The following is a 13,985-nucleotide window of genomic DNA, read 5'->3' on the forward strand; positions in this document are numbered from 1 at the left end:
ACGGGAGGTGCAATCAAGAGTAGACGCGGCTCCTGTGTGCACGGCGGCGGGGCCGCAAATGAGTCAAACCCGTAAGATTTGCCAATTCGGCGTGACGTCAGGGGATCAGCGAATCTGGCGAATCCTTAGCCGTGCCCCTCTAGGGAGTGGTCGATGAGTGGCGCACCCGACACACACCGAGAATCCTGCAATCATTTCTCCATGAGCACAGTGAACGTCCGCCCCATGACCGCGAGCGAGTTTGCCGCGTGGCAGCACGCAACGACGGCAGAGTTCGCTGCAGAGCAAGTCGCGATCGGGCGCTGGCCACTCGAAGGATCGGTCGAGCGGGCTATCGCCGACAACGCCTCACGCCTGCCGCAGGGCATCAACACTCCGCGCATGCTGTTCCTGCAGGGAACGGATGCCGCCGGCGCAACGGTCGGGCACGCGTGGGTCAGTCTCGACCACCCGCAAGGGTCACCCGACTTGGCGTTTCTGTTCGACATCCAAGTGGCAGAAGAGCGCCGGGGAGCGGGCTTGGGGCGTGCTCTTCTAGCTGCGGTCGAAGCCGCTGTCGTCGATGCTGGTGTGCCAGCACTCGAGCTGAACGTGTTCGGGCACAACACGCCGGCAGTCTCGCTGTACGGCTCTTCGGGCTACTCCGTCACCACTCAGCAAATGCGTAAGACGCTCAGTCCGAGCCGCAAATAGGAGCATCTTCACAGGGGGGAATAGTGGGTGCCGGTCGGTGTTGACGTTGATACGACCGACAGAAAGAGAACCGCTGTGAACTTGTTTTCCCCCACGACCCTCGGCGAGCTGAACCTCACCAACCGCTTGGTGATGGCACCGCTCACTCGCACCCGATCGGGACAAGCCGGCGTTCCCGGCCCTATGGTCGTCGAACACTACGCGCAGCGCGCTTCGCTCGGTCTGATCGTGTCCGAAGGCACCTATCCGAGCCATGCCGGGCAGGGCTTCCCTGGCCAACCCGGTCTCGTCGAGCCCGAGCAGCTCGAGGGCTGGCAGCACGTTACCGACGCTGTGCACGCGGCGGGCGGTCAGATCGTGGCGCAAGTAATGCACGCGGGGCGAGTAACCCACGAAGCCACCAACGGCGGATACCCCGTGGTCGGCCCGAGCGCGATCGCGATCAACGGGCAGACCCACACCTACGACGGCAAGCAGCCGTACCCGGTTCCGCATGCCCTCACCGACGACGAGCTCACCGGCGTGATTGACGAGTTCGTGACGGCCTCGCGCAAGGCCGTCGAGGCGGGCTTTGACGGCGTCGAGCTTCATTCCGCCAACGGCTACCTGCTGCACGAGTTTCTCTCCCCCGTCTCCAACCAGCGCGAGGGCCAGTACGGCGGGTCTCCCGAAAACCGCGCTCGCTTCGTGATCGAAGTCGCTACCGCGGTCGCCGAGGCGATCGGTGCTGGTCGCGTTGGCCTGCGCATTTCACCACAACACAACATCCAAGACGCCTTAGAAACGGACGATGCGGATGCCCTCGCGACCTACGGCGCGCTGGTCGACGGCCTCGCGCCTCTCGGGCTTGCGTACCTGAGCGTGCTGAACGCTGACCCCACCGGCACCTTCGTGCAAGAGCTGCGCACCCGCTTTGGCGGACCGGTGCTGCTCAACAGCGGCTTCCAACAGATGACGACTCGCGACGAAGCACTCGAGCTCGTGCGCGACGGTCACGCCGAGGGAGTTGTCGTGGGCCGCCCAGCCCTCGCCAATCCTGACCTGGTTTACCGCTGGCAAGAAAACCTGCCGCTGAACACCCCCGACGCCGCCACCTTCTACGGCGCCGGCCCCGAGGGCTACACGGACTATCCGACCTTCGAGCCAAGCTAGCGCGTCGCGGCGGCGGCCGGCTTACGCCGCTAGCTCAGAGCGTGGATGGCTCCGTGCGGGCTGCCTTCGTCGCAGCCGCTTCCGCTTCCGCACACAAGAAAGCCCGAGCCGACCGAAGTCGACCCGGGCTGATCCCTGGTTTAGTTCACGGGAGAGCTATTAGCCCTTGGTGACCTCGTAGTACAGCGGAACTGAATCCCAACCGAACTCAACGTTCTCGACAGTGTCAGCCGAGACGCCGGTGGCGTTCGAGTACCACAGCGGGATGCTGGGCAGGTCCTTGAGCAGAACTTCCTGAGCCTGCTGGTAGAGCGCGGTTGCCTCGTCGACGGACTCAGCGGCTGCACCCTCCTTCAGGATCGAGTCGAACTCAGCGCTGGTGTAGCCCTCGTAGTTCGAGCCAGCACCGGTCTGGTACAGCGGCGCAAGGAAGTTGTAGAGCGACGGGTAGTCGGCTTGCCATCCGGCGCGCGTTCCACCGGTCAGCGTGCCAGCAACACGGTCTTCGAGCGACGACTTGAAGTCAGGGTACGACTTGCCGACTGCTTCGATGCCGAGCGTGTTCTTGATGCTGTTAGCTACAGCTTCGGCCCACGCCTGGTGTCCACCATCAGCGTTGTACGCGATGTCGAACACGGTGTCACCGTATGGTGCGATGGCGTCAGCTTCGGCCCACAGCTTCTGAGCTTCTTCGGGGTTGTAGGCGAGGACTTCGGCACCCTCGAGCGAGCTCGAGTAGCCGTCGACGACGGGCGACGTGAAGTCGGTGGCCGGCGTGCGAGTTCCCTGGAAGATCACGTCGGTGATCTCGTCACGGTCGATCGACATCGAGATGGCGGCGCGACGCAGCTCTCCTTCTTCCCCACTGAAGTGCTCGAGGTAGAAGGGGATGTTGAAGCCCTGGAAGATGGCTGCAGGCTGGTTGATGGCGCGGTCGCCGAACTCGTCCTCGAAGATGCTGAACGCACTGTCGGGAACAGCGTCGAGGATGTCAAGGTTTCCACCCAGAACGTCTGCGTAAGCAGCATCCTGCGATGTGTAGAACTTGAAGGTCACTCCACCGTTGGCGGGGGTGCGAACACCGTCATAATCAGGGTTCGTCACGAGGTCGATCTGAACGTCGTGCTGCCACGCGTCTTCGCCGTCCATCATGTACGGACCGTTACCGATGGGGTTCTCGCCGTAGGCTTCCATGTCCTCGAAAGCAACAGTCGGCAGCGGCATGAACGCCGTGTAGCCGAGGCGCAGGGGCCAGTCAGCTTCGGGCGAGGTGAGAGCTACTTCGAACGTTAGGTCGTCAACAGCGGTGAGGCCGGTGAGCTCTGCGTCTTCTTCGTAGTTGAATCCTTCGATGTTGTCGAAGAAGTAAGAGGATGCCTGGGCGTTGCTGAACGTGGCGCCGTAGGTCCACGCGTCGATGAACGACTGCGACGTGACAGCTTCACCGTTCGTGAAGGTCCAACCATCCTTGAGCGTGACAGTCCAGTTCTGGCCGTCTTCTGACTCGATCGAGTCAGCAACGTCGTTCTGGATGCTGCCGTCAGCTGCGTAGGAGACCAACCCGGCGTAGATGGAGGTCAGAATCTTGCCGCCACCCACTTCGGTGGTTCCGGTGGTGATGAGCGGGCCAAGCGGCTCGCTTCCGTTGGTCGTGATGACCTTGTTGCCGTCGCCCGATTCTCCGCCGTTGTCACTGCTTGCGCAGCCAGCGAGAGTGAGCGAGACAGCCGAGGCGAGCGCGACTGCGCCCAGCCCGATACGTGATGCCTTCATGCTTCCTCCTGTGCAATGAGCGCCTACGGTGCAAGCGGTGAGCTGCCCCGGGCGTTGGATTTATATTAGAGCCCAAATTCTGCAACCCCAAGTAAAACGCTACAATGTTACCCCGTCGTTAGGTTCAATCGACCAACAGCCTTACAAAAGTTTACAAAACTGACACATGACCTATAATTATGAAAATGCGGATGCCGTAAGGTTTCGCCATGACGGCATCGAGCCGCACCGAGCAGAGAAAGAAGTAGAGACGATGACGAGCGCGCCAATCCTCATGTTTTCGAGCACGATGTCCGCAGATATGCGGCACGTAATCACCCACGAGGTGCACGACCCGTTCCTCTACATCGAGGTAGACGGAAAGCGGTACACCGCGATCAAGTCGCTTGAAGCAGCCCGGATGCGCGATGTCGACAACATGACCGTCTTCCCTCTTGAAGAGCTCGGCTTCGATGACTTCCGCGCCTCCGGACAGGGCCCCGACCTCGCCGAACTCAACTGCTTGGTTGAGGCATGCGTCCGTACCGGAGTAAAGAGCGCGAGCGTTCCCTCCACCTTCCCGCTCGGCGTTGCCGACCACCTTCGCGAAGCCGGGATCGAGCTCAACGTCGACAACGACCTCTTCGAGATGCGTCGCCGCGTAAAGTCGCCCGCCGAACTCGCTGGCATGCGCCGCGCTCAGATCGCTGCCGAAGCAGGCGTCGCCCACGTCGCTACCCAGATGGAAGCCGCAACGGTCGGCGCCGATGGCGGCCTGCTCATCGACGGCAAGCCCCTCACGTGTGAAGACCTGAAGACGGGCATCCGCGCCGCCTTCTTGCGCAACGGCTGCGAAGACGCCGGCCTCATCGTGGCCCACGGCGAGCAGACCTGCATCGGCCACCACGCTGGCTCGGGCCAGATCTTCGAGGGCGAGCCCGTCACGGTCGACATCTGCCCCCGCGACACCGAGTCCGGTGGAAACTCAGACATGACGCGCACCTTCGTGAAGGGCGAGATCAACGAAGAGCTCGAGACGTACTGGCGCATCGTGAAGGAAGCATTCGACAACACGCTCGCGGCCATCCGCCCCGGTCTTCCCGTTGCCGAACTGCACCGCATCTCGTGCGAGCCGATCAGCAACGCTGGGTACCCCACGCAGCTCACCAAGAAGCCGGGCGAGGTTCTCAACGAGGGCTACTTCCACAGCCTCGGCCACGGAATCGGCCTCGAAGTTCACGAAGCTCCCGGTCTCGGCCAGAACGACGCCGTGCTGGTTGCCGGTGACGTGATCGCCATCGAGCCCGGCTGCTACCGCCAGGGCTTCGGCGGTGTACGCCTCGAAGACATCGTTCTCGTCACCGAAGACGGTGCAGAGCTCATCACGGACTACCCGTACGAGCTCACCCCCGTCGCGATTTCCCGAGGAGTCTAAAGTGCGCGACCCCCGTATTGATGCCGCTCGCGAGCAGAGCATCCGCGAATGGCAGGAATTCTGTCGCTTCCCCTCCGTGGCGAGCGATCGTGTTGCCATCGAAGCTGCCGCTGACTGGCTGGAGCAGAAGCTTCGCCGACTCAGCGAGCGCGTCGAGCGCATCGAGATTCCCGAATACGGGCCGGTCGTCGTCGCCTACTTCCCCGGAGCAAGCGACAAAACGCTCATGCTCTACAACCACTACGACGTGCAGCCTGTTGGCGACCTCGACCAGTGGGTCTCGGGCCCCTTCGACTCAGAAATCCGAGACGGCGCCATGTGGGCCCGCGGTGCCTGTGACGACAAGGCCGATGTCACGAGCCGCCTACGCGCGCTCGAACTGTTCATCGAGGATCACCCGAACGGCTTGCCATACAGCATGATCTACCTTGCCGACCCGTGTGAAGAGATCGGTAGCCCCGGCCTCGAAACAGTGTTGGCCGAGAATGCCGAACGCCTCAGCTCCGACGCCGTGCTGTGGGAAAGCTACCTTCGTGAAGACGATGGTCGCCCCGCAGTCGGCTTCGGATGCCGTGGCGGCATGGAGATCGGCCTGAGCCTGAACATTTTGGCTTCCAACCAGCACCCCTCGTACTCGCAGATTCTGCGTTCCGCACCGCTCGAGTTGATGCGGGCAATCACGTCTCTCGTCACCGAGGACGGCCTCATCGCCGTTCCCGGTTTCACGTATTCTGCATTGCGCCCGGATGCCGCGGCGAAGGCTCGCACGCAAGAGCTTTCGCTTCCCGGCGACGCCATCAGCGTGCCCGGCATCAGCCCCCTCAAGCATCTACCCGAGGCGGAGCTGAAGGAACGCTTCATCTTCACCCCGTCGATGAGCCTCTCGGGCTTCGACATCGACCCCAGCGTCAGCCACAGCGTTCCGGCGAAGGGCACCGCGAAGGTTCGCTTCGGGCTCGTTCCCGGCATGGACCCGCACGCCTGCTTCGAGACCGTGAAGACGTTCCTCGCTGATACCGCTCCCGACATTCAGGTCGACCTCATCCGCACCATGCAGCCAGCATTCTCACCGGTAGACACTCCGTTCGCGGTCTCCGTTCTCGAAGCTGCAACGAAAGCTTTCGAGGCAGAACCCGTCATCTACGATGTGATGACTGGTTCCGGTCCCGGGGCATTCTTCCTTGAGCATCTTGGGGCTCCCCTGATTTCGCCCACCGGAACATTGCGCCCGGAGGGAAACATGCACGGCTACAACGAACACGGCTACCTCGAGGACTACCTCACCCACATCCAGTTCACTCTCGACCTGCTCAACAACCTTGAGGCCAACGGGTTCGCGAACAATGACTGATCCGGTAGCGGCCACCGAAGCGTCCAAGATCATTGATCTGCTCGAGCCGAGTACCCCCAAGGTGGAGCTCGACCCGGTCGACCTTCAACTGATTCGCCACTTGCACGAAGATGCCAGCGTCTCGCTGCGCAGCCTCGGCGCACTCGTCGGGATGTCGGCGCCCAGCGTGGGCGAGCGCGTTGCGCGCCTCGAACGCACGGGTGTCATTCGCCGCCGCAGCATCGAGATGGACTGGTCGGCCATGGGTCGCCCCATGCTCGTTGTGATCCCCATCAAGATCACTTCGGATGCCAAAATGTTGACCGTCATCGAGGCTCTGCAGGCGATTCCCTCGCTCACCGAGATTCTGATTCTGAGCGGCACCTACGACATGATGGCGCGCTTCCGGTTGAAGGATCACGCCGAGCTGCAGACGCTCCTGCTGGAGAAACTCGGAGCCGTCGCCGGTCTTCAGCGCGTGGAAGCCATGATCAGTCTGGGCCGCGTCGACGACACGTCACCGCTCACCCACATCCTCGACTTAGACGCCTAACCACCCCAACAGAAAGTAGCCCCTTGCGCATCGATGATTCGTGGCGAGACCTCGCCGCCCCCGACTTTTCCCTCTACGCAGGGCTCGATCCTGAGCGTTGGATCATGATGATGGGCGCCGACCCGTTCGCGCCAGACAAGTGCCTCCCCGACCACGTCATCGACGCCACCAAGCAGGCGCTCGACGAGGGCAAGACTCACTACTCGCTCGACAACGGCTACGCCGAACCTCGCCTCAAGACCGCGCTCGTGAACAAGCTGCGCGACTTCAACGGCATGGAGATCGACCCCGAAACCGAACTGATGGTGGGCCCCAGCTCGGCCTTCACCCTCTTTCTCTCGATTCGCATCTGCATCCGCCCGGGTCAGGGTGATGAAGTTCTCGTCACGAACCCTGGGTTCGCCGAGAACATTAACGATGTCCACCAGATGGGCGCCGTCTGTGTTGAGGTTCCGACCTACGAAGAAGACGGCTTCGCTCTGCGGATGGACGAATTCCGCTCGCGCATCACGGAGCGCACCCGCGCCATCGTGATCACCAACCCGAACAACCCCACCGGCACCGTCTACACGCGCGAAAACCTGTTGGAGCTAGCCGCTCTTGCTGAAGAGTTCGACCTCGGCGTAATCGTCGACCAAGATTTCGAGCGCCAGATTTACGACGGCGCAGAGTACGTGAACTTCGCCACTCTGCCGGGCATGCGTGAGCGCACCCTCACCGTTTTCGGAACCTCGAAAGACCTCGGCCTCACCGGCTTCCGTGTGGGCTACCTCGTTGCTCCGGCCGAGATCATGCCGATGCTCAAGATTGCGACCTTCAACTACGTGGGCCCTACCAACACCTTCGCTCAGTACGGTGTTGCTGCGGCCTACGAGAACCCCGCCTACACCGACGAGTGGTTCACGATCTACAACAAGCGTCGCCATGACATCCACGATGCACTCCAGGGCATCCCCGGTGTTGGCGCGTCCATGCCGGCCGGTGGTTTCTACCACTGGGTGAACATCTCCGAGCTCGGCACCTCGCTCGAAGTGGTCAAGCACCTCGTCGAAACCCAGCAGCTCGGCGTCTCGCCCGGCAACTGGTTCGGATCGGCCGGCGAAGGCTACATCCGTGTGATGTACGGCTCGAACGGCCGCGACGAAGTCTTCCAAGAAGGCGTCTCGCGCTTGGCCGCTGGCCTGCGCGAATTCGCGGAGCTCAAAGGCGTCATCGCCGCCGCTTAGATTCGCGCGCTCTCCGCACCCCGCTCGGCAGTTCCGTGCGACTGTTCAGCTCGAAGGGGCTTTCGGAATACCGCTGGTGGCGGCAAGGTTGTAGGCATCATGACCGATTTCCTTGCCGCCGACACCGCCATGGGCGCTGTCACCCTCAGCGTTGCAAACCTCGACGCGCTCACCGCGTACTACCGGGATGCCGTGGCACTCACGGTTCTCAGCGAGTCTTCTGACACGGTCGTTCTCGGTCGCGGCACCACGCCCGTTGTGATCCTGAAGCATTCACCCGCGCTCAAGCACGCGAGCCCGCGCGATGCCGGGCTGTTCCACACGGCCATCCTGTTCGACACGGAAGAAGCGCTGGCCGCATCCGTCTATTCGGTCGCCACTCGCTACCCGAAGACCTTCACCGGCAGCGCCGACCACCTCGTGAGCAAAGCGTTCTACTTCACCGACCCCGAGGGCAATGGCGTCGAACTGTACTGGGATCGGGATCGCACCCAGTGGAGCTGGACCCACGGGGCGATCGAGATGGCCACCCTGTTTCTCGACCCCAATGGCTTCTTGCAGGAGAACCTCACCGAGGCCGCTGTGGAGCAGCCCGTGATCGGTGGCGCCCGCGTCGGCCATGTGCACTTGCAAGTTGGAGACGTCGCCACCGCGCGCGAGTTCTATGTGAACCAGCTCGGCTTCGAAGCGACCACCGAGATTCCCGGCAGCGCCGTGTTCGTGAGCGCCGGCGGCTACCACCATCACATGGCCATGAACACGTGGAACTCCAGTGGTGCCGGTCCGCGCCTGCCAGCCCTCGGGCTCGCCCAAATCGACATTGCGGTGCCGAGCGCCGACGACCTCGGAGCGCTCGGTGAACGGATGACGCACCACGGCATCCCGCTGCGTCACGATGGCCAGACCCTCAGCTTCGATGACCCGTGGGCCAACCAGATTCGCGTGAGCACCGCGCCGTAGCGAGCACTAGCGGGCGCTAGCCGCCGAGAAAACTAGCGAGCGAGCGAGCGAACCGCCACGCTACCCGCCGAGGCGTTCGTCGATCTCGCGGATGACCGGCCAGGCGCCCTCTTCGGAGTTCGAGAGCACCACAACGTCGAGACCGTTCTCGAGGTAGTGGCGAACGATTCCGGAGGCGCCGGGGCTCACGCCGTCGGCAAAGTAGCTGCGCACGCTGCCGTCTTCGTTCATGTCGAACTCAAGACCGAAGCCGTACCAGGTCTCTTCGTCGTACTGAACTTGCGGGGTGAGAAACTCTTCCGTGAACTCGGTGTCGAGAAGCTCACCGTTGCGCACGGCCTGGATGAAACGCACGAGGTCGGCAGCAGTAACGTGCGCTCCGCCGTCGGGCAGGCCAATAGGCGGGGCGCTGTAGATGTTGGAAACCCAACGGCCGTCGATGTAGTCCCAGCCTTCGGCAACGCGCGGTGCGGCATCCCGACGGTCGTAGAATCCCGAATCGATCATGCCTGCTGGCGTGAAGACCTCGTCGAAAATGTACTGGCGGTAATCGGTCTTGGTGACCTTCTCAAGCGCCAAACCGGCGAGCACATAGCCCGCGTTTGTGTAAACGCACTCGACGCCGGGCTCGGCCAGTGGCTCCTTGTTCACAAAGGTGGGGAGCTGGTCGGCGGGCTCAAGAATCGTGTAGGTGGGGAACTCTGCCCACAGGTCGGCGTAGCTTTCGCCCTCTTCTTCATCCACGTCATCCGCAATGCCGCTCGTGTGCGTGAGAACGTGCAGCAGCGTGACGGCGGGGTCGATCTCGGTATCGGCGAGGTCGACATAGTGATGAATGGATGTCTCAAGATCGAGATCATTCTTCGACACTTGCTGCAGTGCCGCCACACTCGTGAAGAGCTTAGTGATGGAGCTGGAATCGAAGCGGGTGTCTGCCGTGTTCGGCACACCCCAACGCTGGCTGGCCTTGCCGGCGACAGCCTCGTAAATAGTGGCGTTGCCCCGCTTAATCAGGACCGTGCCAGAGAAGTCGTTCTGCTCAAGAAATTCGTCGAGTCCCGTGGTGTCCATAGTGCGAGCCTACCCAGTCTGACTCGCCAATTGTTCGCCGGATGCTGTGGGTGACCTTGACGATTGCTGAGTGCGCTCCCGACGCTCACACCGTGCGGTAGCGAGCTCCAGTCATCCGGTTACGACGCCGCGTCGGCACTCTCCGCCAGCAGCAGCTCTTCGGCGGCGGCCACAGAGGCGCTTCGCCACACGACGAGCGCGGCCACGACGATGATGAGCACGAGAACCCCGGCGCCCCACGCGAGCCCGGCGTACCCGACCATCGCCAAAATCGGCCCGGCAAAACCGCCACCCAGAGCACCCGCGAGGCTCATGATGGTGTCGCTTCGACCCTGAATGCGCAACTTCGTTTTACCAGTAGCCAGGTCAGCAACGAGCGCCGACCCTGCAACGGTCGATGCGCTCCAACCGAGCCCGAGCAAAACGAGCCCCACGGTGACGGCCGTATTGCTGAGCTCGCCCAGAGCAACGACAACCACGGATGCCGCAAAGAATCCCTGCCCAATCAGAATCGTCGGGATGCGACCGAACCGGTCACTCGCCCAGCCGAACACCGGCGAGAGTGCGTACATGCCGGCGATGTGCAGGCTGATCGTGAAGCCGATGATCGTGAGACTCGCTCCGTGGTGACTCAAGTGCACGGGCGTCATTGCCATGATCGAGACCATCACCGCGTGGCTAATCGCGATAGCAGCAACGGCGAAGACCAACGGGCCCTTGCCGCGCACGATTCCGGCATCCGCTGCCACTGCTTCGTCGGCAGGGCGGTTGCGAGCGAGAGTGAGCGGATCGGGGCGCAACGCCACGAGGTACAGCATCATCGCGGCGAGTTGGGCAACGATCGCGAACACGAAGGAACCCGTGTTGGTGGGCAGTGACAGCCACTGAGCGATGGCCTCACCCGGGCCGACAAGGTTCGGGCCTGCCACAGCGCCGATCGTGGTCGACCAGACCACGAGAGAGAGGTCACGACCGCGGTGCTGGGGAGCGGCTACATCCGTCGCTGCAAAGCGCGCCTGCAAGCCCACGGCGGTGCCGACTCCGAGCATCGCGAATCCAAGAATGAGCAGCGGGAAGAATGCGACGCCCACCGCGACCACGGTGATGAGCGAGCCTCCTGCGGCAACGCCAGCTCCCAGCGCCAGCGCGGGTCGACGGCCCCAGCGAGCGGCAAGTCGAGCAAGCGGAATCGACACAAGAGCTGCACCCAGGGTGCTGGATGTCGCAGCAGCTCCCGAGAGCTCTTCGCCGCCGAGATCAGCAGCCAAGATCGCACCGACCGCAACGGTCGCACCAAGGCCCAACCCGGCGAGCACTTGGCCCGCAACGAGAGTGCGGACGATGCGGGATTGCACTGCGCGGTCGATGTCCATGAGTACAGTCTGGCGCACCGCTCGGCTCCGCTAGACTGTGGGCATCCAACCGCGCGAAATCATGGAGTGATTCGGTGCCAACAATCGTCGTCGAGGTAATGCCCAAGGCTGAAATCCTCGATCCTCAGGGCAAGGCCGTAGCCGGCGCCCTCGTCCGCCTCGACAAGAGCGAGTTCACTTCGGTGCGCATCGGTAAGCGTTTTGAGCTCACCGTTGACGGCCCGATCACCGAGGAGCTGCTGGCTGAGGCCCGCGAGATCGCTAACGATCTTCTCGCTAACACGGTGATCGAAGATGTGATCTATGTCGGCGAGGCTCGCCCCGCCGATGACGCTCAGGGCGCATAGTGCGCGTCGGAGTCATCACCTTCCCGGGTTCGCTCGACGACCGCGACGCTCAGCGTGCGGTCAAGCTGGGTGGCGGTGAGCCGGTAGCCCTGTGGCACGGCGACCACGACCTCAAGAACGTGGATGCCATTGTTCTGCCCGGTGGTTTCAGCTACGGCGACTACCTCCGTGCGGGCGCTATCGCAGCCCACTCGCCCATCATGAGCGAGGTCATTGCGGCTGCCAGCGGCGGAATGCCCGTTCTGGGTATCTGCAACGGGTTCCAGATCTTGGTGGAATCGCACCTTCTTCCCGGCGGTCTCGTGCGCAACGATCACGGTGACTTTGTCTGCCGCGACCAGAAACTGCGCGTCGAGAATGTCGACACCGCGTGGAGCAACGGCTTCAAAGAAGACGAAGAGATCATCATCCCGCTCAAGAACGGTGAGGGCGGCTACATTGCCGACCAGACCACTCTTGACCGCCTTGAGGGTGAAGGCCAGGTTGTGTTCCGCTACCTCGAGGTCAACCCCAACGGGTCGGCGAATGACATTGCCGGCATCTCGAATGCCCGTGGCAACGTTGTTGGTCTGATGCCGCATCCCGAGCACGCGACCGAGCCTGGCTTTGGCCCAGACACTCGCGCGGCAATGCGTTCGGGCACCGACGGCCTCACGTTCTTCACGAGCGCGATCAGCTCGTTGATGGCCAACGCCTAATACTGAAAGTTCAGCCTCATGTTTGCGACCCCCAAGTCACTGTTCCGCGTCCTTGCGTTCGCTGAGGCGGTCACGTGGACTCTGCTCATCACCGGCCTCATCCTTCGCGCTACGGCGGGGCTGGATGTCGCGGTGTCGATCGGTGGGGCCATCCACGGTTTCGTCTTCCTGGCCTACGGTGCCACTGCCGTGTTGTTGACGGTGAACCAGCGTTGGAGCGTCGGCACCGCCGTTCTCACCATTGGCAGCGCGGTCATCCCGTACGCCACGATTCCGGTGGAACTGTGGCTGGCACGCTCGGGACGCCTCAAGGGTGACTGGCGCAAGGAAGCTTCCGATCATCCGCGGGATGCTGGTTGGATCGACCGCACGATGCGCTGGTTCTTGAACCACCCGTACATTTTGGTGGCCCTCATCGCGGGCGCGGTCATTCTGCTCTACGTCGTGCTTCTCATTGCGGGCCCTCCCGGCGGCAAAGAGTAACCTCGCCGGATCGGCGGCCTAGCCGGTTCGACTGCCTCGCCGGATCGACGGCCTCGCAGCACCGCTCGCTACAGCAAGAAGAACGGGATCACTCCCGGGTTTCTGGCGTGCACGATGACGAGGAACACGACCGCGTCGAACAGTAGGTGCACGCTCAGCACGTAGACGAGCGACTTGGTGGTCGAGTAGATCCAGCCCTGCAGCAGCGCGAACGGGATCGTCAGCAGCGGGCCCCACGACTGGTAGCCAAGTTCCCACAGGAACGCCACGAAGATCACCATCTGCAGCAGGTTTGCCTGCCACACCGGGAAGTGCCGACGGAAGAGCACGAAGACGGTGAGGATGAAGAACAGCTCATCCCACGTTCCGACAGCGTTCACGCCAACGAAGAGACGACCGATCTCGTCGGGCGTCGTGACGATCGGCCAGTTGAGGTAAACCCCGCTCGTGATGAAGTAAAACGGCAAGATGAGCCAGCCGAGAAAGAGCACGAGAAACAGGTAGCCCCGCTGAACGCGGGTCCACGGCCATCCGCCCCGCCACGGAAAGCGGATGAGGCGATCCTTGAACACGAAGCGTGACAGCGAGTAGGGCACGGCAACGGCCGCTGCCAGCACGAACCCCAGCAAGAAGAAGTTGCCCCAGCTGATGTCGGCTTCGACCGACACCGTGGAGACGATGATCATGCCGACTGCGATCAGCAGCAGGTCTTTCGCGAGCCCCTCGGTGAGCTTGCGGCTGTCGGTGAACCACGCTGCGGCGAGCGCCACGGCCACGACCACATAGCCGAGCAGTGGCAACCGCAGGGAGAACATCAGCACCGCCGAGCCACTCAGCAACGCTGCGGGAACAAGCCCCCAACTGCGTGAACTGAGTGGGGGCGAACTGACAGCGCTGTCGAGTGCAGGCAAC

General features: G+C 62.7%; 14 protein-coding genes. 10 read left to right on the top strand and 4 right to left on the bottom strand.

The annotated features are described in order from the left end of the window. The first annotated feature begins 201 nt into the window (after positions 1 to 201). Positions 202 to 693 carry a GNAT family N-acetyltransferase gene (locus tag ACWTV1_RS06710; protein WP_498504618.1) on the top strand — a complete coding sequence of 164 codons (492 nt, stop codon included), beginning with the start codon at positions 202 to 204 and terminating at the stop codon, positions 691 to 693. A 75-nt stretch (positions 694 to 768) separates the two neighbouring features. Then, positions 769 to 1,845 carry an alkene reductase gene (locus ACWTV1_RS06715; protein WP_498504619.1) on the top strand — a complete coding sequence of 359 codons (1,077 nt, stop codon included), beginning with the start codon at positions 769 to 771 and terminating at the stop codon, positions 1,843 to 1,845. 159 nt (positions 1,846 to 2,004) lie between these two features. Here ACWTV1_RS06715 and ACWTV1_RS06720 read toward each other — a convergent pair whose 3' ends face one another. Further along, positions 2,005 to 3,618: a peptide ABC transporter substrate-binding protein gene (locus ACWTV1_RS06720; RefSeq protein WP_498504620.1), complete on the bottom strand. Its 1,614-nt coding sequence runs from the start codon at positions 3,616 to 3,618 to the stop codon at positions 2,005 to 2,007. Between the two features lie 166 nt (positions 3,619 to 3,784). On the opposite strand from ACWTV1_RS06720, the gene ACWTV1_RS06725 reads away from it, so the two are divergent. The 5 genes from ACWTV1_RS06725 to ACWTV1_RS06745 all read left to right on the top strand — a co-directional run bounded on the left by ACWTV1_RS06725 (position 3,785) and on the right by ACWTV1_RS06745 (position 9,101). Next, the gene (locus ACWTV1_RS06725; protein WP_498504621.1) at positions 3,785 to 5,032 is read left to right on the top strand and encodes a M24 family metallopeptidase; all 1,248 of its coding nucleotides are present in this window, start codon (positions 3,785 to 3,787) and stop codon (positions 5,030 to 5,032) included. Between the two features lies 1 nt (position 5,033). After that, complete coding sequence (locus tag ACWTV1_RS06730) at positions 5,034 to 6,383, top strand: M20/M25/M40 family metallo-hydrolase (RefSeq protein ID WP_498504622.1); 1,350 nt, start codon at positions 5,034 to 5,036, stop codon at positions 6,381 to 6,383. Continuing rightward, positions 6,376 to 6,915, top strand: coding sequence for an Lrp/AsnC family transcriptional regulator (locus ACWTV1_RS06735; protein WP_498504623.1), 540 nt, complete (start codon positions 6,376 to 6,378; stop codon positions 6,913 to 6,915). The genes ACWTV1_RS06730 and ACWTV1_RS06735 overlap by 8 nt, the downstream gene beginning before the upstream one ends. Before the next feature lie 23 nt (positions 6,916 to 6,938). Further along, complete coding sequence (locus ACWTV1_RS06740) at positions 6,939 to 8,141, top strand: pyridoxal phosphate-dependent aminotransferase (protein WP_498504624.1); 1,203 nt, start codon at positions 6,939 to 6,941, stop codon at positions 8,139 to 8,141. Between the two features lie 99 nt (positions 8,142 to 8,240). After that, complete coding sequence (locus ACWTV1_RS06745) at positions 8,241 to 9,101, top strand: VOC family protein (RefSeq protein WP_498504625.1); 861 nt, start codon at positions 8,241 to 8,243, stop codon at positions 9,099 to 9,101. Between the two features lie 60 nt (positions 9,102 to 9,161). On the opposite strand, the gene ACWTV1_RS06750 is transcribed toward ACWTV1_RS06745, so the two are convergent. Continuing rightward, positions 9,162 to 10,172, bottom strand: a complete 1,011-nt coding sequence (locus ACWTV1_RS06750) for a serine hydrolase domain-containing protein (protein WP_498504626.1) — start codon at positions 10,170 to 10,172, stop codon at positions 9,162 to 9,164. Positions 10,173 to 10,291: 119 nt separating this feature from the next. Next, entirely contained in the window at positions 10,292 to 11,545 is a 1,254-nt protein-coding gene (locus ACWTV1_RS06755; RefSeq protein ID WP_498504627.1) for an MFS transporter, read from the bottom strand. Positions 11,546 to 11,619: 74 nt separating this feature from the next. On the opposite strand from ACWTV1_RS06755, the gene purS reads away from it, so the two are divergent. From purS to ACWTV1_RS06770, 3 genes are read left to right on the top strand one after another with little or no spacing between them, the layout of a single operon-like run. Beyond that, on the top strand, positions 11,620 to 11,892 hold the full coding sequence (purS, locus tag ACWTV1_RS06760) for a phosphoribosylformylglycinamidine synthase subunit PurS (protein ID WP_341619016.1): 273 nt from the start codon (positions 11,620 to 11,622) through the stop codon (positions 11,890 to 11,892). Continuing rightward, positions 11,892 to 12,590, top strand: a complete 699-nt coding sequence (purQ, locus tag ACWTV1_RS06765; protein ID WP_498504628.1) for a phosphoribosylformylglycinamidine synthase subunit PurQ — start codon at positions 11,892 to 11,894, stop codon at positions 12,588 to 12,590. Before purS ends, purQ begins: the two co-directional genes overlap by 1 nt. An 18-nt stretch (positions 12,591 to 12,608) precedes the next feature. Next, the gene (locus ACWTV1_RS06770) at positions 12,609 to 13,073 is read left to right on the top strand and encodes a DUF3817 domain-containing protein (RefSeq protein WP_197130063.1); all 465 of its coding nucleotides are present in this window, start codon (positions 12,609 to 12,611) and stop codon (positions 13,071 to 13,073) included. Between the two features lie 68 nt (positions 13,074 to 13,141). Here ACWTV1_RS06770 and ACWTV1_RS06775 read toward each other — a convergent pair whose 3' ends face one another. Continuing rightward, positions 13,142 to 13,984: a CPBP family glutamic-type intramembrane protease gene (locus tag ACWTV1_RS06775; protein WP_498504629.1), complete on the bottom strand. Its 843-nt coding sequence runs from the start codon at positions 13,982 to 13,984 to the stop codon at positions 13,142 to 13,144. Between the last annotated feature and the right edge of the window lies 1 nt (position 13,985).

It is taken from the genome of Salinibacterium sp. VpJ6 (assembly GCF_059767345.1).